The organism is Burkholderia sp. SCN-KJ (assembly GCF_024656005.1).
Classification (GTDB): domain Bacteria; phylum Pseudomonadota; class Gammaproteobacteria; order Burkholderiales; family Burkholderiaceae; genus Burkholderia.
In genome coordinates, this window is record NZ_JANKOG010000009.1 from 220,059 (window position 1) to 243,202 (window position 23,144).

A 23,144-nucleotide genomic window follows, 5' to 3' on the forward strand; every position below is an offset into this window, starting at 1 on the left:
GATGACGAAGCTGCAACCCGACTGGCTCGCGCTCGCGACGCGTTTCGCGCAACTGCCCGACGCGCAGCGCGCGGTGTTCATCGACAAGCTCGGCGCGGCCGGCATCGACTTTCGCATGCTGCCGATCCCGCCGCGCACGCCGCGCGGCGACCGCGTGCCGGCATCGTTCGCGCAGACGCGACTGTGGCTGCACGCGCGGCTGATCGACGCGCCGGACGCGTATCACATCACCGAGCGGCTCGCGCTGACCGGCCCGCTCGACGCGCACGCGCTGCGGCTCGCGTGCGATGCGCTGATCGCGCGCCATGAAGCGCTGCGCACGAGCTTCGACGAAGCGGAGGACGGCGTCGCGCAGACGATCCATCCGCCGCTGCGCTGCCCGTGGCGCGAGACCGGTCTCGAAGCGCTGCCCGACGCGCAGCGCATGGCACGCGCCGAAAGCATCGCGACCGCCGACGAAGCCGCCGCGTTCGATCTCGGCGCGGCGCCGCTCATGCGCGCACACCTGATCCGTCTCGACGCGACGCATCACTGGCTCGCGCTGACCGTTCACCACATCGTGTCGGACGGCTGGTCGTCGGACGTGATGCTGTTCGAACTCGCGGCGTTCTATCGCGCGTATGCGTCGGGCGCGCCGGTGCCGCTCGCGCCGCTGCCGATCCAGTACGCGGACTATGCGCTGTGGCAACGCCGCTGGCTCGATGCCGGCGAGCGCGATCGGCAGCTGGCGTTCTGGCGCGAGCGCCTCGACCCGCAACGCGGCGTGCTGACGCTGCCCGGCGCGACCGCACGGCCCGCGCGTCGCAGCGCACGCGGCGCACGTCACGTGTTTTCCCTCGACACACACACCGGTGCGCGGCTGCGCGCGTTCGCGGCCGCGTCGGGCGCGACGCCGTTCGCGGTGCTGCTCGCGGCGCTCGACGCGCTGCTCGCGCGCGCGACCGGCGATGCGCGAATCTGCGTCGGCGTGCCGGCCGCGAACCGCGAGCGCGCGGAAACGGCCGGCCTGATCGGCTTTTTCGTCAACACGCTCGCGATCGATGTCGACGTGCCCGCGCACGGCGATTTCTCGTCGCTGGTCGCGCGCACGCAACGCGCGCTCGTCGATGCGCAGATGCACCAGGACGTGCCGTTCGAGCAGGTCGTCGACGCGCTCGGCGTGCCGCGCAGCGCCAGCCACCATCCGCTGTTCCAGGTGATGGCCGCGTACGGCGAGCGCCGCGCGCTGCCGGCGCTGGGCTCGGCATCGGCAACCTTGCTGCCGTCCGGCACGCCTTCCGCGAAATTCGACCTGACGCTTGCCGTCGAGGCGACGCCCGACGGCACGTTCGACGCCGCATTCATCTATGCGCTCGACCTGTTCGACGGCGACGCGATCGCGCGGCTGGCCGCGCGCTTCGTCACGCTGCTCGGCGATGCGCTCGCGCGCCCCGACATGCCGATCGGCGATCTCGACTGGCTGCCGGCCGACGAGCTCGCACAACTCTTCGCGTGGAATGCGCCGGCAGGCGCGGCCGAAGCCGAACCGTTCGTGCCGGTGCATGCACGGATCGCCGCGCACGCGCACGCACGGCCCGACGCACGCGGCGTCGCCGACATCGATCGCGCGCTGACGCGCGGCGAGGTCGACGCGCGCGCGGCCCGCATCGCACGCAATCTTGTCGCGGCCGGCGTGCGGCCCGAGATGCGCGTCGGCGTCGCGCTGCAGCGTTCGGTCGACCTGCTGGTCGCGCTGATCGCGGTGCTGAAGTCGGGCGCCGCGTTCGTGCCGCTCGATCCGGCGCATCCGCGCGAACGGCTCGCGCAGATCGTCGGCGACGCGGGCATCGCGCACGTGCTGACCGACGCCGCGAGCGCCGCCTCGCTGCCCGAGCTACCGGCGCTGCGCGTCTGGCGCGCGGACGAAGTCGACGCGCTCGACGAAGCGGCCGACGTCGCGCTGCCTGACGTGCTGCCCGGCCATGCGGCGTACGCGATCTACACGTCCGGCTCCACCGGCAAGCCGAAGGGCGTGGTCGTCGATCACGCGGCGTTCGCGCGGCATTGCGTGGCGATCGCCGAGCGCTACGGCGCGGGCGAGCACGACGTGTTCCTGCTGTTCCAGTCGGTCAACTTCGACGGCGCGCACGAAGGCTGGTTTTCGCAGTACCTGTCGGGTGCCGCCGTGTCGGTGACGGCCGACGTGCTGTGGCCGCCCGCGCAGACCTGCGCGATGATGGTCCGCGACGGCGTGACGATGACCTACGTGCCGCCCGGCTGCGCCGCGCAGCTCGCCGAATGGGCGCTCGTGCACGGCGCGCCGCCGACGCTGCGCTCGCTGACCGTCGGCGGCGAGGCGACGTCGCGCGAAGCGTTCGCGATGTTGCGCCGCGCGATGCCGAACGTGCGCGTGGTCAACGGCTACGGCCCGACCGAGACCGTGATCACGCCGACGCTGTGGATGTTCCGTCCCGGCGACGATCTCGCGACGCTCGGCGACGCCGCGTACCTGCCGATCGGCACGCTGGTCGGCGCGCGCACCGCGCACGTGCTCGACGCGCGGCTGCATCCGCTGCCGGTCGGCGTGACCGGCGAGCTGTACCTCGGCGGCGAGGGGATCGGCGTCGCGCGCGGCTATCTCGACCGTCCCGCGCTGACGGCCGAGCGCTTCGTGCCCGATCCGTACGGCGCGCCGGGCGCACGCCTGTATCGCACGGGCGACCTCGTGCGGCGGCGCGCGGACGGCGTATTCGACTTCATCGGCCGCGTCGATCACCAGGTGAAGCTGCGCGGGCTGCGCATCGAACTCGGCGAGATCGAGGCCCAGCTGGCCGCGCACGATGCGGTGCGCGAAGCGTGCGCGGTCGTGCACGGGCAGGGCGCGCAGGCGCAGCTCGTCGCCTACGTCGAACTGACCGCCGACGCGCAGGCGGCCGCGCAACCGGTGGAGGCCGCGACGCTCGACGCACATCTGCGCCGCACGCTGCCCGACTACATGGTGCCCGCGCAGCTGATCGTGCTCGACGCGCTGCCGCGCAACGCGAACAGCAAGGTCGATCGGGCGCGGCTGCCGGCGCCGGTGCGCGTCGAACGCGCTTACGAGGCGCCGCACGACGGCGACGAAACCGCGCTCGCGGCGATCTGGCGCGACGTGCTGAACGTCGAGCGCGTCGGCCGCGGCGATCACTTCTTCGAACTCGGCGGCCATTCGCTGGCGGCGGTGCGCGTCGCGACGCGCGTTGCCGAGCGGCTCGGCCGCGACGTGCCGGTGCGCGCGCTGTTCGAAGCGCCGGTGCTCGCGCAATACGCGCGCCAGGTGGCCGATGCGCCGCGCACCGCGCACGCCGGCGCCGCGGCGCCGGGCGTCGCGATGGTCAAACCGGATGCGCACGGCGTGTGGCCGCTGTCGCCTGCACAGCTCGGCCTGTGGTTCCTGTGGCGCGCGCAGCCGGACAGCGCCGCATACAACATTCCGGTCGCGCTGCGCGTGCGCGGCCCGCTCGACGTCGATGCGCTGCGCGCGGCATTCTCGGCGGCGGAGGCCGCGCACCCGGCGCTGCGCGCACGGCTCGTCGCGCGCGACGGCATGCTGCCGGGCCAGCGGATCGACGCCGCAGTGAGCGTCGCGCTGCCGGTCGTCGACCTGTCCGCGCAGCCCGACGCGCTCGCGCGCGCGGCGGCGCTGACCGGCGCCGATGCGCTCGCGCCGTTCGATCTCGCGGCCGACGCGCCGCTGTGGCGCGCCCGCGTGCTGCGGCTCGGCGCGGACGATCACGTGCTGTCGGTGACGATCCATCACATCGTGTCGGACGGCGAATCGATCGAGCTGTGGCTCGACGCGGTGCGCGCGCGCTATGTCGCGCTCGTGCGCGGCGAAGCGGCCCCGGGCTCTTCGGCGTCGACGACGACGACAACGACAACGACAACGACGCCAGAAAACACGCCGCTCGTGCTACCCGCGCCGTGCCATCCGGCCCGCGTCGCGTACTGGCGCGACGCGCTGGCCGACCTGCCGCCGCCCATGCTGCCGCAGCGCGCCGACGCGCCGGCCGTGCCGCAATGGCGTGCGGCGCGCATCGCGTTCGAGTTCGACGCGTCGCTGATCCGTGCCGCGCGCGATGCCGCGTCGGCGTCGCACGCGACGTTGCCGATGCTGCTGCATGCGGCGCTCAATACCGCGCTGTTCCGCGTGACCGGCGCGGCCGACCAGCCGGTCGGCGTGCTGGCATCGACGCGCGAGCTGACGGGCGACGCGGCGCGCGATGCGCTCGGTCTCTTCATCAATTCGGTGGTCGTACGCACGCGGCTCGATTCCACGGCCTGCCGCGCGGACGTGCTCGCACAGGTGCGCGACACGGCGCTCGCCGCGTACGCGCATGCCGACGTGCCGTTCGCCGACGTCGTCGCGGCGCTGCGCGCGCCGCGTGCCGCGCGGGCCAATCCGCTGTTCCAGGTGATGTTCAACTACCTGCGCCCGACCGGCGCGGCCGAACGCGACTGGGCCGGCCTGACGCTCGCCGGCTTCGACGACGTGCGTCATCGCGTCGTGTTCACGCTGGAGCTGGACGTCGTCGAGCATCCGGACGGCCGCGTGAGCGCCGCGTTCTCCTATGCGGACGAACTGCTCGACGGCCGCTTCGTCGATGCGCTCGTCGAGCTTTACCACGACGAAGTCGCGCGTTTTGCCGGTGCGGCGCAAGCGGCACTCGGCGTGCCCGATGCGCTGTTTGCCGCGCCGGCAGCGGTCGCGGTCGCACCGGCCGGTAACGCGACCCATGCCGCGGCGTCATCGCGCGCGCCGAACACGGCTGCCGCGCTCGCCGCGCTGTGGTCGGACACGTTCGCGACGGCCGCGCCCGCGGCCGATGCCGATCTGTTCGAGGCTGGCGCGACGTCGTTCGACGTCGTGCGTTTCGTCGATGCGGCGAGTCGCGCCGGTCACGCGCTGACGGTGGCCGACGTGTTCGCGTCGCCGACGCTCGCGGCGCTCGGCACGCATCTCGACGCAGTGGCGCACACGCGACTGGAGGTGCGCGATGCTGGCTGAAGTGCGCCCGGACGGATTCACGATGCTCGATACGTACCGCCTCGCGTTCGCGGGCGGCCTGTTCGCGGTGCGCGACGGCACGGAGATCCGTGTCGCACAGGGCGACGGCATCGGCGCGCAGTTGCTGCGTGCACAACTCGGCGACGACGGCGCGCTGCGCCTCGTCGCCTACAACCATCGCGCGGCGCCGGCCGACCAGCGCCGCGCGCTGCTGGCCGCGCTCGCCGCGGCGTTTTCGGACAGCGCGCGCCACGCGGCGATCCGGCTCGACCCGGCCGCGTGGCCGGCGGTCGCGCTCGATGCGCTGCGCGCGAGCGGCGTGCTGGCCGACGGCGGCCGGTGCATGCGCGAGGGCTGGGCCCAGCAGGCCGATCTGTGGCGCGTCGGCGCGCATCTGCCGTGCGCGACGCTGCCGATGCTGACCGACGGCCGGCGTCATCCGCGCCGGCCGCCCGCGCCGCGCGGCGACGTGTATGCACGCGACCTGCCGGCGCTCGGCGTGCGCTTCACGCTGCGCGGCTGGCAGCCGGGCGAGGATGCCGCGCGCCTTGCGCACTGGTTCGACGAGCCGCGCGTGCGCGACGGCTGGCCGGGCACGCAGCCCGGCGCGCACGGCACGGCGCCCGATGCCGATCCGCACGTGAGCCCGCTCGTCGGCTGCTTCGACGGCGAACCGTTCGCGTACGTCGAGGCGTACTGGCTGAAGGAAGACCCGCTCGCGCCGCACGTCGGCGCGAGCGACTACGACCGCGGGCTGCGGATGCTGGTCGGCGCATCACGCTGGCGCGGCCCGCATTGCGTGGCGGGCTGGCTGCCGTCCGTCGTGCATTACCTGTTTCTCGACGACCCGCGCACCGAAGCGGTCGGCTGCGCGGTCCCGGCCGGCCGCGCGCGGGTCGTCGATACCCTCGCGCGGCATGGCTTCGCGCGGCAGCGCCGCCTGGCGCTCGCCGACGGGCAGCCGCTGTGGATGCGCACGCTGCGCGAGACCTTCTTCTCCGGCCGTCACGTCTGACGGGCCGGTTTCACCGACAAGGGAGCTGAGAGACATGCAGAGAGAAACGGTATTCGACCTGATCGGCGTCGGCTTCGGGCCGTCGAACCTGGCGCTGGCCGTGCGCCTCGCGGAACGCCGCGGCACGCGTCCGTTCGCGCATTGCTTCGTCGAACGCCAGCCGGAATTCGGCTGGCACCGCGGCATGCTGCTCGACGACTGCCGGATGCAGATCTCGTTTCTGAAGGATCTCGTCACGATGCGCGATCCGAAGAGCCGCTACACGTTCATCAACTATCTGTTCGAACGCGGCCGGCTGAACGAATTCGTCAACCTGAAGAACTTCTATCCGACCCGCGTCGAATTCCACGACTACCTGAGCTGGGTCGCCGACGCGTTCGACGAGCACGTCCACTACAGCGAAACCGTCACGGCGATCGAGCCCGTGCGCGGCGACGGCGCGTGCGTCGACGCGCTGCGCGTGCTGTCGCGCGATGCGGCCGGCCACGAACGCCAGCGCGTGACGCGTGCGCTGTCGGTCGGCGTCGGCGGCACGCCGGCGGTGCCGGACGCATTCGCCGCGCTCGGCCGCGATCGCGTGATCCATTCGTCGTCCTACCTGACCGACATCGACCGGCTGGTCGCGTCGCCGGACGGCGAGCGCCGCCGCGTCGCGGTGATCGGCGCCGGGCAGAGCGCGGCCGAGGTGTTCATCGACCTCGCGCGCCGCTTCCCGCACGTCGACGCGAGCCTCGTGATGCGCGCGGGCGCACTGAAACCGGCCGACGACAGCCCGTTCGTCAACGAGATCTTCAGCCCGGCGTTCACCGACGTCGTCTACGCGCAGCCGCACGATGCGCGCCGCGCGCTGCTCGAGCGCTATCGCGACACCAACTACGCGGTGGTCGACCGGCCGCTGATCGAGCAGATCTACGAAATGCTGTACCTGCAGCGCATCGACGGCACGCCGCGTCACGCGCTGCGCGCGAACAGCGCGATCGAGGCCGCGGTGCGCACCGCCGACGGCCGCATCGAGCTGACGCTGCGCGACCGGATGAGCGGCGCGACGCACGTCGAACGCTTCGACGCGCTGGTGCTGGCGACCGGCTACCGGCGCGACACGCATTCGGCGCTGCTCGAAGGACTCGCGCCGGACCTGGGCGATGCGCTCACGCGCGGCGACGTCACGCGCGACTACCTGCTCGCGACGCCCGGGCACTTCGCGCCGCGCATCTACCTGCAAGGCTGCTGCGAAGACAGCCACGGCCTGTCCGACACGCTGCTGTCGGTCCTCGCTCGTCGTGCGGACGAGATCTGCGCGTCGCTCGAAGAAGGGATCGCGCCCGGCCATGACGACGGGGCGGTCCGGGCGCTGCATGAACAACGACACCAAAACGGGGCGAGCGCGGGCCGCATGGCTTTCGCTCTTTGACAAAGGCGCGGTCGGAGACCGCATCAAGAAAGTGGAGCAGAGAAAGATGGAGTGGGCAACAGGCACGCGTGTGCGTGCGATCGCAGCCGCGGCGAGCGTGGCGTTCGGGATGGCGGCAGGGCATGCATACGCCCAGACGGCGCCGGCCGTGAACGCAGGTGCCGCGGTGTCGGCCGGCAGTGCGCAGAATGGTGCGGCGGCCAGTGCGGCGGCAAGCACGTCGACCAGTGCGCAGAATGGCTCGACGTCCGGCACGCTGCCGGCGATCAACGTCAACGCGGGCTCGGAAGGCGACGGCACGGTCGGGCTCGTCGCGAAGCGCAGCCGGACCGGCACCAAGACCGATACGTCGATCAATGAAATCCCGCAGACGATCAACATCGTCACCGCGCAGCAGATCGAGATGACCGGCGCGACCGACGTGAACGCGGCGCTGCGCTACGTGCCGGGTTTCTCGTCGTACGGCTCGGACAACCGTTCCGACTGGTACGCGGCGCTGCGCGGCTTCACGCCGACTGCGTATGTGAACGGCCTGCAGGTGCCGAACACGCTGAACCTGTCGAGCTGGCGCGTCGATCCGTACATGATCGACAGCATCACCGTGCTGCGCGGGCCGACGTCGGTGCTGTACGGCGCCGGCGACCCGGGCGCGATCATCGACGTGCAGACCAAGACGGCCGACGGCGAGCGCGTGCGCGAAGCCGGCGTGCAGTTCGGCAACTATGCGCGCAAGCAGTTCATGATCGACGTCGGCGACAAGCTCGACGCGGACGGCAAGTATGCGTACCGGTTCGTCGGCGTCGCGCGCGACGGCAACGCGCTGACCGGCCCGAACAACGACCAGCGCGTCGCGCTCGCGCCGTCGTTCCGCTGGCGCCCGGACGCGGACACGTCGCTGACGCTGTCCGCCACCTACCTGCAGGACTGGGGCGACATCTCGTCGAACTTCCTGCCGGCGCAAGGCACGGTGTTGCCGAACCCGAACGGGCAGCTCAGCAAGGACGTCTACGGCGGCGATCCGGATTTCAACTACTACCGCAAGAAGCAGTGGTCGCTCGGCTACCAGTTCGAGCGGAATCTGAATTCGATGTGGACGTTCCGCCAGAACGTGCGCTGGATGCACCTGTCGCTCGACAACGGCTCGGTGTTCGGCGCGGGCTTCGCGGACGGCAGCCTGACCGACATCAACCGCTGGGCCGGCGTGTTCCAGACGAACTACAGCCGCTTCGACATCGACAACAACCTGCAGGGCCGCTTCGGCACGGGGCCGCTCGAACACACGCTGCTGCTCGGCTTCCAGTACAACCGGCAGACCGCGACCGACAGCGAATGGCTGGCCGCCGCGCCGACGCTGAACATCTACAACCCGGTCTACACGCCCGTCACGCTGTCCGTGTTCTCGCCGCCGAACACCACGTACCGCACCAACACGTACACGACGATGAACACGTTCGGGCTGTACGTGCAGGACCAGGTCAAGTGGAACCGCTGGACGCTGACGCTCGGCGGCCGCGAGGACTGGGTCAACCAGCGGATGGACGACCGCGAGGGCGGCACGCAGTCGAAGGCCGACATCAGTGCGTTCACCGGCCGCGTGGGCCTCACCTACCAGGGCGACTACGGGCTGTCGCCGTACGTCAGCTACGCGACGTCGTTCAACCCGCTGATCGGCGTGAACCTGTACGGCGGCGGCCTGCCGCAGCCGACCCGCGGCAAGCAGATCGAGGCCGGCCTGCGCTGGCAGCCGCCCGGCAAGAACCTGATGCTGAGCGCGGCGATCTACCAGATCAACCAGACCAACGTGCTCACGTCGACGCCGCTCAATCTCGATCCGTCCGGCACGACGTCGGTCCAGACGGGCGAAGTGCGCTCGCGCGGGATCGAGCTGAACGCGACCGGCAAGCTCACGCGGAACCTGTCGCTGATCGCGTCCTACGTCTACCAGGACGTGAAGAACGTGAAGGCGAACGACGCATCGCTGAACAACTGGCCGGTCGACATTCCGCGCCCGCGCCAGATGGCGTCGCTGTGGGCCGACTGGACGTGGCACACGGGGCCGCTCACGGGCTTCGGCCTGGGCGGCGGCGTGCGTTACCAGAGCGCGTCGGCCGGTGCGGCCGACAACTCGCTGACGGTCGCGAGCTACACGCTGTTCGACGCGGGCGTGCACTACGACACGCGCAACTGGCGCTTCGCCGTGAACGGGACGAACCTGTTCAACCGCCACTACATCAGCGGTTGCCAGTCGACCAGCGTCTGCATTTTCGGGACCGACCGCACGGTGCTCGCCACCGCGAAATACAACTGGTGACGCCGCGCGCCGCGGCGCGCCGACCGGCCTTCGGGCCGGCGCGGGCGGGCCGCGGCGCCGTCGTCCGTTTTTTCCACGACGCCTCCATGCCGAAGAAAAATCTCGTCTACATCCAGTCGCTGCGCAACGGCGCGGCCGATCGCGCCGGCCAGCCGGTCGCCTACCGGGGCGGCACGCGCTACATGAAAGCGCCGCTCGAATTCCTCGTCGAGCGCCTGAACGACTCGCCGCTCGGCGAACGCTATGCGCTCAAGGGCGTGATCGTCGACGACGACGCAGGCTCGCCGGCCGACCGCGCGAAGGTCGCCGACTACGGCTTCGCGCGCACGCCGGGCCGCCCGTGGATCCTGCCCGACGGGCTGACGGTGCAGGGCCGGCCGGTCGACGAACTGTTCTGCACGATTGCATCGACGTACCGCCGGCTGCCGCGCGACGCGCGCGAGCGCGTGACGGGCAAGCACGCGTTCGAGCGCCGCCTGCTCGAACGCCTGCTCGAACTCGACGCCGACGTGGTCGTGCTCGACGGGCTGCTCGTGATCCTCGACGAGCTCGTGCGTCCCGGCGCACGCTTTCACCGCCGCATCGCGAACATCCATCCCGGCATTACGGCCGACGCTTCGCCGTACCAGCGGCGCGGTGCGTGGGCGACGCTCGACGCGCTGCACGGCGCGCGCGGCGAACGGGTCGACTGGGCGAGCGGCACGACCTCGCGCGTCGAACCGGTGACGATGACGGGCGCATCGTTCCACTACGTCGACAACGGCATCGATTCCGGCGAGGTGATTTGCGACGTGCTCGACACGCCGATCGCGCCGGGCGACACGATTCTCGAACTGCGCTGGAACAACTTCCAGCGCAGCCTGTTTCCGGCGCTCGAGCGGGGGCTGCACATCCTCGCCGACCGCCACGACGCGGGAGCACTGTGATGGAAGACACGCTGACGAAGCCGGCCAACGCGGCAGACGCGGTCGAAGGCGAGGTGGCCGCGGCACTCGACGGCGCCGCGCACGGGCAGGAACCGCCCGCCGTCGAGCGCACGCTCGACGCGTGGCGGCCCGGCGATCCGCCGGCGGCGCTGCTCGCGGAATTCGTCGCGCTGTTCAACACGGACACGCGGCACGACGCGGCGACGGTGTCGGTGCCGCTCGGCGGCGCCGATCCGGCGGCCGTCGCGTCGTACGTCGCGCGCGCGGTGCGCGAAGGCGTGATCGACGGCGCGCGGATCGCCGGCGACCGGCTGCGCGTCACCGCATCGCGCGCGACGTTCTGGCAGAACCCGCAGCCGTGGCTGAAGGCCCCCGCGTCGGGCGGGATGCCGCTGCGCTATACGATCACGAACGGCCACCGGCACCCGGTGCGGCCGCCGTCGCCGGCCGGCGAGATCTATGCGCGCTACATGCCGCAGGTCGGGATGACGTTCAGCCTGCGCACCGTCGACATCGCTGCGCATGCGCAGCTGTTCAGCGACTGGATGAACCTCGATCGCGTCGCGCATTTCTGGGATCAGCGCGGCACGCTCGACGAGCACGCCGCGTATCTCGCGGAGCGGCTCGCCGATCCGCACATGCATCCGATGATCGGCTATTTCGACGACACGCCGTTCGGCTATTTCGAGTTCTACTGGGCGAAGGAGGACCGCCTCGCGCCGTTCTACGACGCGCACGACTACGATCGCGGGCTGCACCTGCTGATCGGCGACTCGCGCTTCCAGAGCGCGGGCAAGCTGCATGCATGGTGGAGCGGGGTGCTGCACTACATGTTCGTCGACGAACCGCGCACGCAGCGGCTCGTCGGCGAGCCGCGCGTCGATCACGTGCGGCATATCGCGTACATGCACCGGCTCGGGTTCCATACGTTGAAGGAGTTCGATTTCCCGCACAAGCGCGCGGCGCTTACCGTGATGGAGCGCGAAACATTCTTCGACACTTTCCGGTTGCCGTGACGGGGACGGGGGCGCGAAGTGTCGAGGCGTCGATTCGTCGAAACGTCGATTCGCAAGCGTCGACGTTTCGCGCGGCTTGCAGGGGGCGCGCATCGGCCGTTCGGGATATGGATCGGGTGGGCGGCATGAGGAAGAATGGTCGCTCCCTCATCGCAGACAGGTCGTGACGACATGGCAAGCACACCCGCGACAGCATCAGGCGCGATCCCGCATCCGCGCCGCCCGATATTGACATATGCCAGCATATGCCTAGAATGGACGCATCGTACTCCCTTGGAGTGGCTCATGCGCACCGTTTCCATTTTCAAGAACGCCCGTAACCAGGCAATCCGCATCCCGAAGGACATGGAATTCGAGGGGGTGACGGAACTCGAGATCCGCCGCGAGGGCGACACGCTGCTGCTGCGGCCGGTGCGGCCGACGTGGCTGTCGCTCGCGAGTGAACCGCTGGCCGATGCCGACTTCCTCGTCGAGCGCCCGGCCGTCGTCGAATCCGGCCGTTTCGACTTGTCCGGCGCCGATGACGCCGCACCGACGGAGTCGGGCCGGTGACCACGCTCTACATGCTCGATACGAACATCTGTTCGTTCATCATGCGCGAGCGCCCACCGGTGGTGTTGTCCCGACTGCAGTCGTGCGTCAATGCGCAGCACCGGATCGTCGTGTCGGCGATTACCTATGCCGAAATGCGGTTCGGCGCGGTCGGCAGAAAGGCATCGCCGAAGCATGCGGAACTCGTGACGGCCTTTGTCGCTCGGCTGGACGGCGTGCTGTCGTGGGATACCGCGGCGGTCGATGCAACGGCGGCGATTCGCGCCGACCTCGCCGCGCGCGGCACACCGATCGGCGCAAACGATGCGTCGATTGCCGGTCACGCGATCGCGGCCGGTGCCGTGCTCGTCACGAACAATCGTCGCGAGTTCGGCCGCGTCGCGGGGTTGTCGCTCGAAGACTGGGCGGCCTCGGCCTGAGCTTGTGAATGCGCGACGGCGTTGCGCTCGCGCGGTCGCACGTCATGCGCGAGGAACAGGCGGATCCGCGAGGAAGGCGCTGCGGAACGCGTCGAGATACCGATCGGCGTCCGCGCTGAATTCCCCCGGCAGCAGCGCGAACGCGCGGGCCTGCAGATCCTGCCCGAGCGTCGCGTAGATTGCTTCGTCGGACAACAGCGCGCGGATCGCATCGTATGTCTGCGGCGAAGCGATCCGCTGCGCATCGCGCGCCAGCAGCGCAGCCGCCGCCACCTCAGGCTGGAAACCGTGCTGCTCGAGCAGGTCGGGCGCCACGTCCCAGATGCGTTCGCGATTGCCTGCGTCGTGGAAATGCGTGAGCAGGAACAACAGGTCGTACGCGTCGCTGTTCTGGCGCGCGCGCCGGTCCTTCCACGCGAGCAACTTCAACAGCGCAAGGGCCGGCAGGCTCGCCACCGGCACCGCGACGTCGGCCGCGATCGACACGACCAGCGCCGTATCGATCGCCTCCTGAAAGCCCAGCACATTCAACACGAAATCGCCGCCAGGCGGCCACGCGATTTCGCCGGGCGGCGTTTCGAGCGGCCCGAACGGCACGAGATCGAGTTCCGTGCGAAAGCCTTGCGTCCCGCTGTCGAACAGCAGTTTCTGCTGATGCTTCGGCGCACGCGCGAATCGCCCGGTCGCGACGAGCGCATCGACGAGCCGTTCGTGAAACGGCCAGCTCACCGCGCACACCGCGACGTCGACGTCCCGCGTCGCCCGCACCGGGCGGATGCCGTGGACATGCCACATCAGGATGTCGCGCGCGGTCGCACCGGCGACGACGAATGCCGCGTCGAGCTGCGCGCAGGCCGCGCGGACCGCCTGCAGCAGCGCAACCGCCGTCGGCTCGAGCGGCCGGCGCGCGTCGACTTCAAGCGGGCGGGCGGGCGAGGTATCGGTCATGGATGTGTTCGGCGGCGGCGAGATTGCGGCTGTCCTCGGACGAGACGAGATCCGCGTAGATCAGCAGCGGCGGCACGAGCGGCACGTCCTGCTCGCGCCAGTCGAGCGCCGGCGACGGCGGCCAGAAGGCTTCGAGCAACTCGACGTCGCCGCGCTCGTCCGGGCGCAGGCGCGCCTGGAGCAGCAGGCGGTTCGACACGGCGCCATGCGTATAGACGGTGATCGCGGCTGGCTTCAGGTCGTGCGTCAGCAAGTCGGCCGCGGGTTCGCCGCCCAGCCGCGCGTCGAATGCCGCGAAATCGAAGCCGCGCCACCAGTCGGGCGCGAGCGCGGCAAACCGCCGGGCCGGCAGTTTCGCGCGCAGGCGGCTCGGATACAGCGCGACCCATTCCTGCATGAAGCGCGGCCAGTCGGGCATCAGCCGTTCGCCGTTGCGCCGCTGCGCGACAAGGCCGCGCGCGAGCAGGTCGTCCATCGCGAGATTGACCGTGCCGAGCGCGACGCCCGACGCGGCAGCGATCGCCCGGTACGGTTGCGCGACGAGGCCCGGCTGCGTCGCGAGCGCGAACATCACGGCCAGCCCCTTGGGCGTCGTCGCGCGCGATGCCCGCCGGCGCGGCGTGCGGGCGGGTTTCGGCCGGCCGGAAATCATCACGGTCGCTTCCGGCTGGATCAGGCACGCATTGCCGGCCGTATCGAGAAACGGGATGCCTTGATCGGTCAGGCGGGCGGCCAGCTCGACCGATACGTACGGCGCAACCAGCAGCAGCGGCCGCTCGCCGGGCAGCGGGGCGCCGCCGCGCCGGCGCAGCGCCGCGCGTGCGTCCTGCACCGACTCGACCCCGACGCTCACCGCCGCCGGCATCTCGAAGGCCTGCCCGGCAATGGCGAAACGGATCATCGCGTCGGCATGCGCGTCATAGGCGGCCGGCACGCGCACGGGCCGCGCACGGAAGCGCCGGGTCGCGCGTTCGAACGCGGCGCAGGCTTCGTCGAGCACGTGCTGTTCCGCTATCGGCAGGGTGGCGTTCTCGGGCATCGGGGTGGATCGCTTGTTCACTTTTCTGCCAGCGTACACAAAAAATGTACAACCGTCAAAAAATGAACAAGAACGCTCAACCCTTTGATGTGACGGGATTATTCCGGAATGGAGAACGGAACTCAACGTGCACTCCCACCTGAGAAATCAAGACGAACTCGCAGTCTCGCGCATCACGATCGTGGCGGGCAGTCGCCCGAATGGCCGGTTTCCTCCCGCCGTGCGATTCGTCGTGTGCCGGAGGACAGGACGGCAACTCCAGGTTGTCGCCACGACGACTTTCTGGCTGCCCGGTTGCCGCTCAACCGACTATCCTTGCCTGCACATTCCCCACGGAACCCAGGAGACGACACCGTGACGCACAGCGTGATCCCCGCAGGCCTCGCCGACGAAATGATCGAGATCCGGCACCGCATTCATGCCCACCCCGAACTGGGCTTCGAGGAATTCGCGACGAGCGATCTCGTCGCCGGGCAGTTGCAGGCGTGGGGCTACACGGTGCAGCGCGGGCTCGGCGGCACGGGCGTCGTCGCGCAGCTGAAGGTGGGCAATGGCACGCAGCGCCTCGGCCTGCGTGCCGACATGGACGCGCTGCCGATCCACGAGTCGACCGGCCTGCCGTACCAGAGCACGATCCCCGGCAAGATGCACGCGTGCGGTCACGACGGCCACACGGCAATGCTGCTCGCGGCCGCGAAGCACCTGGCGCGCGAGCGCCGCTTTTCCGGCACGCTGAACCTGATTTTCCAGCCGGCCGAGGAAGGGCTTGGCGGCGCGAAGAAAATGCTCGACGACGGGCTGTTCGAGCAGTTCCCGTGCGACGCGATCTTCGCGATGCACAACATGCCGGGCTTCCCGACCGGCAAGTTCGGCTTCCTGCCGGGGCCGTTCATGGCGTCGTCCGATACCGTGACCATCGACGTGCAGGGGCGCGGCGGCCACGGCGCGGTGCCGCACAAGGCGATCGACCCGGTCGTCGTGTGCGCGCAGATCGTCATCGCGCTGCAGACGATCGTCTCGCGCAACGTATCGCCGCTCGACATGGCGATCGTCACGGTCGGTGCGATCCACGCGGGCGAGGCGCCGAACGTGATTCCCGACCGTGCGCAGATGCGCCTGTCCGTGCGCGCGCTGAAGCCCGAAGTGCGCGACCTGCTCGAGACACGCATCAAGGAAGTCGTTCATGCGCAGGCGGCCGTGTTCGGCGCGACCGCGACGATCGACTACCAGCGTCGCTATCCGGTGCTCGTCAACGATGCGGAGATGACCGCGTTCGCACGCGGCGTCGCGCGCGGGTGGGTCGGCGAAGCGAACCTGATCGACGGGATGGTGCCGCTCACCGGCAGCGAGGATTTCGCGTTCCTGCTCGAGAAGCGGCCGGGCTGCTACCTGATCATCGGCAACGGCGACGGGGAGGGCGGCTGCATGGTGCACAACCCCGGCTACGACTTCAACGACGCGGCGCTGCCGATCGGCGCATCGTACTGGGTCAAGCTGGCGGAGACCTTCCTGGTGTGACGCCGCGTCGCATCGACGTGGGCACCGCCGCCCGCTGCGCGCCTGCGCGACCGTGAAGCCGCGGCGCGGGCTACGCGAATTTGACGCTCCTTGACATCGACGGTACGGGCCGCGTGCTACGCTGCGCGCGACGCCGGATCGGCTCGATGAATACAGGTGTGGAAGACATGCGAAAACAGTTTCTGACCGTGCTGACGGCTTGCGCGGTCGGCGTTCTGGCGGCCGGATGTGACGACCAGAAGGTGGCTGACGCGGTGAATGCGATCAAGCCCGATCCGATGGCGTTCGGCAATCTGCAGCCGGGCGTCTCGACGACCGAGGACGTGCTGCGCCAGGCGGGCAAGCCCGAGATGGTCCGGCAGGGCGACGACGGCTCGCAGCGCTTCGAGTATCCGCGCGGCCCGTACGGCACGCGCACGTACATGCTCGATTTCGGGCCCGACGGCCGGCTCGTGTCGATCACGCAGGCGCTGACGGCGGCGAACATCGCGAAGGTCGTGCCGGGGATGTCGAAGGACGACGTACGGCAACTGCTCGGCAAGCCGACCGAGGTCGCGCAATACGCGTTGAGCCATGAGGAAGTGTGGAGCTGGCACTGGGCCGAGGGCGGCGTATCGGGCGACGCGATGTTCAACGCGCATTTCTCCCCCGACGGCACCGTGATCCGGACTTCGCGCTCGGAAGCGCCGGGCCGCGAAAAACCCTGACCGCGCAGCCGCGCGGTGTCCCGGGGTATTTTTCGTCAGAATGCCGTGCCGCCGAACAGCGCGGCCGCTATCTCCGGATTCGACGGCCAGTACATGTGCATGTAGGTCGCGACGATCGGGCCCGCGCGATACACGGCTTCGCCGCTTCCGGGCGCGCCGTCGGGCCGCGCCGCCGTCGCCGCCGGCGCCAGCGGCGTATCGAGCCGCGAATAATGAAACGTATGACCGCGCATCGGCCCGGTGCGCGTGTCCAGCTGCTGCATCCCGAGCGCCGCGAACCGGCGCTGCATCGTCGCATGGCCTGACAACAGTCCGAGCATCGGCGTCGTCGCGCCGTCCACGTCGGTCAGCGATTCGCACAGATACACCATCCCTCCGCATTCCGCGACGATCGGCAGGCCGGCCGCCGCATGCGCGCGAATCGTCCGCGCGGTCACGGCATTCGCCGCGAGCGTCGCCGCGTGCAGTTCCGGATAGCCGCCCGGCAGGAACAGCGCATCGCAATCGTCGGGAACGGGTTCGTCCGCAAGCGGCGAAAAGAACCGCAGCTGCGCACCGAGCGCCTCGAGCAGCGCGAGATTGGACGGATAGATGAACGAGAACGCGGCATCGCGCGCGATCGCGATCCGCTTGCCGGCGAGCGCGCGCGGCAGCGCGGCGGCGGCGTCCGGTTCCGCGAACGCGACGGCAGGCGGCAATTCGGCGAGCGCCGTCTGCGCGAGCACGTCGGCCGCACGCTCGAGCCGCGCGTCGAGATCGTCGATGTCGGCCGGCTGGTGCAGGCCGAGATGCCGTTCCGGCAGCGCGATGCCCGCATCGGCCGGCACGTGCCCGAGCCAGCGCAGGTCGTCCGGCAGCGCCTGCCGCAGCAGTTCCGCGTGTCGCGGCGACCCGACACGATTGCCCAGCACGCCGTGAAACGGCACCTCCGGCCGGAACCGCGCGAGCCCGAACGCGATCGCCGCGAACGTCTGCGCCATCGACTTCGCGGCAATCACCGCGACGACCGGCACGCCGAACGCGACCGCGAGATCGGCGCTGCTCGGCGTGCCGTCGAACAACCCCATCACGCCTTCGATCAGGATCAGGTCCGCGTCGCGCGCCGCATCGGCGAGCAGCGCGCGGCAGCCGGCTTCGCCGACCATGCCGAGGTCGAGCGCATGCACGGGCGCGCCGCTCGCGCGTTCGAGCAGCATCGGATCGAGAAAATCCGGCCCGGTCTTGAACACGCGCACGCGCCGGCCGAGCCGCCGGTGCAGCCGCGCGAGGCCGGCCGTCACCGACGTCTTGCCCTGGCCGGACGCGGGCGCGCTGACGAACAGCGCGGGGCAGGCCGGCATCGCTCAGAACTCCACGCCGGGCTGCGCCTTCACGCCTTGGTCCTTGTACGGATGCTTGACGAGCCGCATTTCGGTGACGAGGTCGGCCGCATCGATCAGCGCATCGGGCGCATGCCGCCCGGTGACGACGACGTGCACCGATTCCGGGCGCGCGACGAGCGTCGCGAGCACTTCGTCGAGCGGCAGGTATTCGTACTTCAGCACGGTGTTCAGCTCGTCGAGGATCACCATCCGGTACTCGCCGCTTTCGATCATCCGGCGCGCCTCGTCCCAGCCCTTGCGGGCGGTTGCGATGTCGGCGTCGCGGTTCTGCGTGTTCCACGTATAGCCGTCGCCCATCGTCACGAAGTCGCATTGCGCGACCGCGGCGAGGAAGTCGCGCTCGGACGTGTGCAGCGCGCCCTTGATGAACTGCACGACGCCGAGCCGCATGCCATGGCCGAGCACGCGCACGGCCATGCCGAACGCGGCCGTGCTCTTGCCCTTGCCGTTGCCGGTATTGACGATCAGCAGGCCCTTTTCCTGGGTAGCGGCAGCCTGCTTCTTTTCATGGCCGGCGCGGCGGCGTTCGGTCATCCGCTGATGGGATTCGGCATCGGTCTTCATCGGGAATCGTCCTGTCGAAAGCGAAACAAAAGGTTCAGAGCGGGCCGGCGAGCGCGACCGTCACGCCGCCCAGGATGGATTTGGGGCCGAGCAGCCGGCCGTCGGGCGCCGCGAGCCGCGCGCACGGCTCGGCCACGCCCGCGACGCCGAAACGCGCGAGCGCCGCAGCCGACGGGCCGCTCAAGGCCGGTTCGGGGCACCGCGCGAGCTGCGCCGCGTCGAATGCGACGAGCGGCCAGCCGCGGCGTGCGCACAGCGTGCGCAGCGGCCGGGCACGCGCCTTGTCGGCGAGCGTCGCGACGACGGCCGGTTCGGCGCCCGGGTAGCGCGCCAGCGCCGCGCGGATCGCGGCATCGAGTTGCGCGGCCGTCACGCCCGCGCGGAAACCGACGCCGAGCGCGACGCGCATCATGCGCGGCCGCCGAGCGCCGCGCGCACCGCCGGATCGTCGGCGAGCGCCGCGACGCGGCCGATCACGACGATCGCGGGCGAGCCGATACCGGCGGCGCCGATGCGTTCGACGACCGTGTCGAGCGTCGCGAGCGCGTGCCGCTGCCCGTCGCGCGTCGCGTTCTCGATCGCCGCGCACGGCATGTCGCCGGGCACGCCGCCGTCACGCAGCGCGGCCACGATCGTGTCGAGCCGGCGTATGCCCATGTAGATCACGATCGTCATCCGCGTCGCGGCCAGCGCGCGCCAGTCGGGCTCGTCGGCGCCCGCGCCGTGGCCCGTGACGAAGATCACGCCCTGCGCGTCGCCGCGATGCGTGACCGGAATGCCGAGTGCGGCCGGGGCCGCGATACCGGCCGTGATGCCGTTTACGACCTCGACCGGGAAACCCGCCGCGCCGAGCGCGAGCAGCTCCTCGCCGCCGCGGCCGAACACGAACGGATCGCCGCCCTTGAGCCGCGCGACGCTGCGGCCCGCGCGCAGGTGCGCGAGCATCGCGGCGACGATCGTTTCCTGCGGCGTCGACGCGTGGCCGCCGCGCTTGCCGACGTGCTCGATGCGCGCGTCGGCGCGCGCGTGGCGCAATACATCGGGGTTCACGAGATCGTCGACGAGCAGCACGTCGGCCGCGGCGATCGCGCGCACGGCCTTCAGCGTCAGCAGATCGGCGTCGCCGGGGCCGGCGCCGACGAGCCAGGCGCGGCTCATCGGACGCGGCACGGCGCACACCGTGTCGTGGCAGTGGAAAGGGGACAGCGAGCGGCACATCGGCGGCCGGCGGACAGGCAAGGCATGACGGATCGGGCGAAGCCCGCGCGAACGCGGGCGGAAAGCGCACCCCATCCGTCCCCCGCGGATCGGGCGTTCGGCGAGCAGCGGCTCGCCCCTTGCGTCGGCCGGTATCCGGGCTGGCCGCTTGCCAGGCCGCAGCCTTCCCGCCCGCTGAAGGGCAGTGGCATCGCGGGCGGCCTGGGCGCGTGCGGGGGGAACCGCGGCGCGCGGGCGGCGTACCGTTGCGGGGACAGCACAGGCCGGGCGGACTTCCGCCTCCTGTTTCCCGTTTAACTGCGTGCGCGGAATGCGCATGCGAGCACCGAACGCGGCGCATACGATAGCACAGCGGTCGGCCCGCGCGAACCCGCCGCGCGGGCGCCGCAAGCGCCCCCGGCGCGCTGCCGCCACCACGCCGGACGCGCCGCGGCGGGCCGTTCCGCCTTGACGCTCCCTGCACCGCCGCCTACACTCGCACGCGTTTCGGTGCTCGCGCGCGCTCCTCCGGCGCGCGCAGTTAAACGGGAAACAGGGAGCCTGCCTGCGCCGCAGTCGGGCCAACCTGTGCTGCCCCCGCAACGGTAAGCGAACGCGTCGCGCCCAGCGCGATGCAGCGCCGCTTCGCCGCATGCCTGCCGCATGCGGACGACCGCCACTGGATGCCGCGCATCCGGGAAGGCGAAGCGGCGTGTTCGTCAGCCCGGATACCGGCCGAGACGTTGGGGTTCAGCGCCGCGGGGAGGCGGCGCATCGTCCACGGCCGCAGTTCGCCGGACGCCCGGGCGTTGCCCTTCCTTCGCCGATCCGTCAGCCGCTGCACGCGTGCGGGCCGGGGCGAAGAACGGCCAGCGCCGCGGGCAGGCCGACGACGGCCGTGTTGGCATACATCATGTCGACCGTTCGCAAAGGAGCATCATGCTCGACTCGTTCTTCCGCCTGTTCAACGACAGCCCGTCCGGGCTGCGCGGCAAAATCGTCGCGATCTATTCATTGCTCGTCGCATTCAACGTCGGCGCGTGGATCTGGGCCTTCATCGCGTTTCGCGACCAGCCCGTGCTGCTGGGTACCGCGCTGCTCGCCTACGTGTTCGGGCTGCGCCACGCGGTCGACGCCGATCATATCGCCGCGATCGACAACGTCACGCGCAAGCTGATGCAGGAGGGCCGCAGCCCGCTCGGCGCGGGCCTGTTCTTCTCGCTCGGCCATTCGACGGTGGTGATCGTGATGTCGGTCGCGGTCGCGCTGACCGCGGCGTCGCTCGCGCGCTTCGAGAGCATGAGGACCTGGGGCGGCGTGATCAGCACGAGCGTGTCGGCGTTCTTCCTGCTGGTGCTCGCGGCCGCGAACCTGCTGATCCTGATCTCCGTGTACCGGACGTTTCGCGCGGCCCGCCGCGGCGAGCCGATCGTCGACGCCGACCTCGACATGCTGATGAACCAGCGCGGCGTGCTGGCCCGCCTGTTCCGGCCGTTGTTCCGCCTCGTGTCGCGCAGCTGGCACCTGTATCCGGTCGGCTTCCTGTTCGGCTTCGGCTTCGATACCGCGACCGAGATCGCGCTGTTCGGCATTTCGGCCACGCAGGTGCAGGGCGGCCTGTCGTTCTGGTCGGTGATGGTGCTGCCGGTGCTGTTCACCGCGGGCATGACGCTCGTCGACACGACCGACGGCATCCTGATGATGGGCGCGTACCGCTGGGCGTACGTGCGGCCGATCCGCAAGATTTACTACAACATGACGATCACGTTCGTGTCGGTGCTGGTTGCCGCGCTGATCGGCGGCATCGAGGTGCTCGCGCTGCTCGCGGACAAACTCTCGCTGCAGGGCCCGGTATGGGATTTCGCGACGATGGTCGCATCGCATTTCGGCATGCTCGGCTACGTCGTGATCGGCCTGTTCGTCGCATGCTGGATCGTATCGGCCGCGATCTACCGCCTCAAACGCTACGACGAGATCGACGTGACGCTCTCGGCCTGACTCCCTTTTAGACACAGGACCCACCATGACCCTACGCAAGCTTCCCGTCACGATCGTCACGGGCTTTCTCGGCAGCGGCAAGACCACGCTGATGCGCCACATCCTGCAGCATGCAGAAGGCCGCCGCATCGCGGTGATCGTCAACGAATTCGGCGAGCTCGGCATCGACGGCGAAATCCTCAAGGGCTGCGGGATCGGCTGCGAGGATGCCGAGGGCGCCCGCAGCGAAGCGTCGGGCCAGCTGTACGAACTCGCGAACGGCTGCCTGTGCTGCACCGTGCAGGAGGAGTTCTATCCGGTGATGGAAGCGCTCGTCGAGCGCCGCGCCGACATCGATCACGTGCTGATCGAGACGTCGGGCCTCGCGCTGCCGAAGCCGCTCGTGCAGGCCTTCAACTGGCCGACGATCCGCAACAGCTTCACGGTCGACGCGGTCGTGACTGTCGTCGACGGGCCGGCCGCCGCGAGCGGCCAGTTCGCCGAGAACCCGCAGGCCGTCGACGCGCAGCGCCGCGCCGATCCGAACCTCGACCACGAATCGCCGCTGCATGAACTGTTCGCCGACCAGCTGTCGTCCGCCGATCTCGTGATCGTGAACAAGGCCGACCTCGTCGCCGACGCGCAGTTCGCCGCGGTCGAAGCCGCGATTCGCGAGGAGATCCCGCCGCAGGTGAAGATCGTGCGCGCGACGCGCGGCGAGCTCGACCTCGCGATGCTGCTCGGCCTCGAATCGGCATCGGAGGAAACGATCCACCTGCGGCACGACCATCACGGCTCGGCCGACGACGGCGATCACGACCATCACCACGACGAATTCGATTCGGTGGTGGTGTCGGGCGACGCGGGCTCGCGCGAGGCGACGATCGCCGCGCTGCAGCGTGTCGTCGAGACGCACACGATCTACCGCGCGAAAGGCTTCGCGGCGCTGCCCGATGCGCCGATGCGGCTCGTGATCCAGGGCGTCGGCCGCCGCTTCGACAGCTATTTCGACCGTCGCTGGCAGGACGGCGAACCGCGTGCGAGCCGCTTCGTGCTGATCGGCGAGGATCTCGACGCGGCCGCGCTGCAGCGCGCGTTCGAGGTCGCGTGCGCGGCCGAGCCGCAACAGGCGTAAC

The 23,144-nt window shown here is 70.3% G+C and carries 18 protein-coding genes and 2 riboswitches; of the genes, 12 read left to right on the forward strand and 6 right to left on the reverse strand.

Annotated features, from left to right (window positions below; all coding sequences use genetic code 11):
* The first annotated feature begins 1 nt into the window (after position 1).
* From NQV17_RS17405 to NQV17_RS17440, 8 genes are all read left to right on the forward strand, one after another.
* Positions 2-5,026, forward strand: coding sequence for a non-ribosomal peptide synthetase (locus tag NQV17_RS17405; protein ID WP_257773181.1), 5,025 nt, complete (start codon positions 2-4; stop codon positions 5,024-5,026).
* On the forward strand, positions 5,016-6,041 hold the full coding sequence (locus NQV17_RS17410; protein ID WP_257773182.1) for a GNAT family N-acetyltransferase: 1,026 nt from the start codon (positions 5,016-5,018) through the stop codon (positions 6,039-6,041). Before NQV17_RS17405 ends, NQV17_RS17410 begins: the two co-directional genes overlap by 11 nt.
* Before the next feature lie 34 nt (positions 6,042-6,075).
* Positions 6,076-7,452, forward strand: a complete 1,377-nt coding sequence (locus tag NQV17_RS17415) for a lysine N(6)-hydroxylase/L-ornithine N(5)-oxygenase family protein (protein ID WP_257773183.1) — start codon at positions 6,076-6,078, stop codon at positions 7,450-7,452.
* Between the two features lie 46 nt (positions 7,453-7,498).
* Positions 7,499-9,763 (forward strand): TonB-dependent siderophore receptor, encoded by a 2,265-nt coding sequence (locus tag NQV17_RS17420; protein ID WP_257773184.1) that lies wholly within the window; start codon positions 7,499-7,501, stop codon positions 9,761-9,763.
* Between the two features lie 86 nt (positions 9,764-9,849).
* Positions 9,850-10,689: a formyltransferase family protein gene (locus NQV17_RS17425; RefSeq protein ID WP_257773185.1), complete on the forward strand. Its 840-nt coding sequence runs from the start codon at positions 9,850-9,852 to the stop codon at positions 10,687-10,689.
* Entirely contained in the window at positions 10,689-11,705 is a 1,017-nt protein-coding gene (locus tag NQV17_RS17430; protein WP_257773186.1) for a GNAT family N-acetyltransferase, read from the forward strand. Before NQV17_RS17425 ends, NQV17_RS17430 begins: the two co-directional genes overlap by 1 nt.
* Positions 11,706-11,990: 285 nt before the next feature.
* Entirely contained in the window at positions 11,991-12,257 is a 267-nt protein-coding gene (gene vapB / locus NQV17_RS17435; RefSeq protein ID WP_044843570.1) for a type II toxin-antitoxin system VapB family antitoxin, read from the forward strand.
* Positions 12,254-12,676 (forward strand): PIN domain-containing protein, encoded by a 423-nt coding sequence (locus NQV17_RS17440; protein WP_257773187.1) that lies wholly within the window; start codon positions 12,254-12,256, stop codon positions 12,674-12,676. The genes vapB and NQV17_RS17440 overlap by 4 nt, the downstream gene beginning before the upstream one ends.
* A gap of 42 nt (positions 12,677-12,718) precedes the next feature.
* Here NQV17_RS17440 and NQV17_RS17445 read toward each other — a convergent pair whose 3' ends face one another.
* Together NQV17_RS17445 and NQV17_RS17450 are read right to left on the reverse strand one after the other, a co-directional pair.
* Positions 12,719-13,624, reverse strand: a complete 906-nt coding sequence (locus tag NQV17_RS17445; protein ID WP_257773188.1) for a nucleotidyl transferase AbiEii/AbiGii toxin family protein — start codon at positions 13,622-13,624, stop codon at positions 12,719-12,721.
* The gene (locus NQV17_RS17450) at positions 13,593-14,663 is read right to left on the reverse strand and encodes a type IV toxin-antitoxin system AbiEi family antitoxin (protein WP_257773254.1); all 1,071 of its coding nucleotides are present in this window, start codon (positions 14,661-14,663) and stop codon (positions 13,593-13,595) included. Before NQV17_RS17450 ends, NQV17_RS17445 begins: the two co-directional genes overlap by 32 nt.
* 354 nt (positions 14,664-15,017) lie before the next feature.
* Between NQV17_RS17450 and NQV17_RS17455 the strand changes: the two genes are divergently transcribed.
* Complete coding sequence (locus NQV17_RS17455; protein ID WP_124485510.1) at positions 15,018-16,181, forward strand: M20 aminoacylase family protein; 1,164 nt, start codon at positions 15,018-15,020, stop codon at positions 16,179-16,181.
* Between the two features lie 167 nt (positions 16,182-16,348).
* Entirely contained in the window at positions 16,349-16,888 is a 540-nt protein-coding gene (gene bamE / locus NQV17_RS17460; RefSeq protein WP_124521791.1) for an outer membrane protein assembly factor BamE, read from the forward strand.
* Positions 16,889-16,923: 35 nt separating this feature from the next.
* Here bamE and NQV17_RS17465 read toward each other — a convergent pair whose 3' ends face one another.
* The 4 genes from NQV17_RS17465 to cobA are packed head-to-tail and all read right to left on the reverse strand — an operon-like array spanning position 16,924 to position 19,992.
* Positions 16,924-18,228 carry a cobyrinate a,c-diamide synthase gene (locus NQV17_RS17465; RefSeq protein ID WP_257773189.1) on the reverse strand — a complete coding sequence of 435 codons (1,305 nt, stop codon included), beginning with the start codon at positions 18,226-18,228 and terminating at the stop codon, positions 16,924-16,926.
* 3 nt (positions 18,229-18,231) lie between these two features.
* Positions 18,232-18,834, reverse strand: a complete 603-nt coding sequence (cobO, locus tag NQV17_RS17470) for a cob(I)yrinic acid a,c-diamide adenosyltransferase (RefSeq protein ID WP_257773190.1) — start codon at positions 18,832-18,834, stop codon at positions 18,232-18,234.
* A 34-nt stretch (positions 18,835-18,868) separates the two neighbouring features.
* Positions 18,869-19,246, reverse strand: a complete 378-nt coding sequence (locus tag NQV17_RS17475; protein ID WP_257773191.1) for a cobalamin biosynthesis protein — start codon at positions 19,244-19,246, stop codon at positions 18,869-18,871.
* Positions 19,243-19,992 (reverse strand): uroporphyrinogen-III C-methyltransferase, encoded by a 750-nt coding sequence (gene cobA / locus NQV17_RS17480; RefSeq protein ID WP_044843563.1) that lies wholly within the window; start codon positions 19,990-19,992, stop codon positions 19,243-19,245. Before cobA ends, NQV17_RS17475 begins: the two co-directional genes overlap by 4 nt.
* Before the next feature lie 168 nt (positions 19,993-20,160).
* Positions 20,161-20,397: riboswitch (cobalamin riboswitch) on the reverse strand.
* Between the two features lie 125 nt (positions 20,398-20,522).
* Positions 20,523-20,786, forward strand: a riboswitch (cobalamin riboswitch).
* A 184-nt stretch (positions 20,787-20,970) separates the two neighbouring features.
* Here cobA and NQV17_RS17485 point away from each other — a divergent pair.
* On the forward strand, positions 20,971-22,029 hold the full coding sequence (locus NQV17_RS17485) for a HoxN/HupN/NixA family nickel/cobalt transporter (RefSeq protein WP_257773192.1): 1,059 nt from the start codon (positions 20,971-20,973) through the stop codon (positions 22,027-22,029).
* A 25-nt stretch (positions 22,030-22,054) separates the two neighbouring features.
* The gene (gene cobW / locus NQV17_RS17490; RefSeq protein ID WP_257773193.1) at positions 22,055-23,143 is read left to right on the forward strand and encodes a cobalamin biosynthesis protein CobW; all 1,089 of its coding nucleotides are present in this window, start codon (positions 22,055-22,057) and stop codon (positions 23,141-23,143) included.
* Position 23,144 lies beyond the last annotated feature (1 nt).

Excerpts from the sequence above, each read along its gene's own strand:
- NQV17_RS17475 (WP_257773191.1), bottom strand. The coding sequence starts at position 19,246 with ATGATGCGCGTCGCGCTCGGCGTCGGTTTCCGCGCGGGCGTGACGGCC.
- NQV17_RS17465 (WP_257773189.1), bottom strand. The coding sequence starts at position 18,228 with ATGCCGGCCTGCCCCGCGCTGTTCGTCAGCGCGCCCGCGTCCGGCCAG.
- vapB (WP_044843570.1), top strand. The coding sequence starts at position 11,991 with ATGCGCACCGTTTCCATTTTCAAGAACGCCCGTAACCAGGCAATCCGC.
- NQV17_RS17445 (WP_257773188.1), bottom strand. The coding sequence starts at position 13,624 with ATGACCGATACCTCGCCCGCCCGCCCGCTTGAAGTCGACGCGCGCCGG.
- NQV17_RS17405 (WP_257773181.1), top strand. The coding sequence starts at position 2 with ATGACGAAGCTGCAACCCGACTGGCTCGCGCTCGCGACGCGTTTCGCG.
- cobO (WP_257773190.1), bottom strand. The coding sequence starts at position 18,834 with ATGAAGACCGATGCCGAATCCCATCAGCGGATGACCGAACGCCGCCGC.
- NQV17_RS17450 (WP_257773254.1), bottom strand. The coding sequence starts at position 14,663 with ATGCCCGAGAACGCCACCCTGCCGATAGCGGAACAGCACGTGCTCGAC.
- NQV17_RS17485 (WP_257773192.1), top strand. The coding sequence starts at position 20,971 with ATGCTCGACTCGTTCTTCCGCCTGTTCAACGACAGCCCGTCCGGGCTG.
- NQV17_RS17410 (WP_257773182.1), top strand. The coding sequence starts at position 5,016 with ATGCTGGCTGAAGTGCGCCCGGACGGATTCACGATGCTCGATACGTAC.
- bamE (WP_124521791.1), top strand. The coding sequence starts at position 16,349 with ATGCGAAAACAGTTTCTGACCGTGCTGACGGCTTGCGCGGTCGGCGTT.
- cobA (WP_044843563.1), bottom strand. The coding sequence starts at position 19,992 with ATGAGCCGCGCCTGGCTCGTCGGCGCCGGCCCCGGCGACGCCGATCTG.
- NQV17_RS17430 (WP_257773186.1), top strand. The coding sequence starts at position 10,689 with ATGGAAGACACGCTGACGAAGCCGGCCAACGCGGCAGACGCGGTCGAA.
- cobW (WP_257773193.1), top strand. The coding sequence starts at position 22,055 with ATGACCCTACGCAAGCTTCCCGTCACGATCGTCACGGGCTTTCTCGGC.
- NQV17_RS17420 (WP_257773184.1), top strand. The coding sequence starts at position 7,499 with ATGGAGTGGGCAACAGGCACGCGTGTGCGTGCGATCGCAGCCGCGGCG.
- NQV17_RS17415 (WP_257773183.1), top strand. The coding sequence starts at position 6,076 with ATGCAGAGAGAAACGGTATTCGACCTGATCGGCGTCGGCTTCGGGCCG.
- NQV17_RS17425 (WP_257773185.1), top strand. The coding sequence starts at position 9,850 with ATGCCGAAGAAAAATCTCGTCTACATCCAGTCGCTGCGCAACGGCGCG.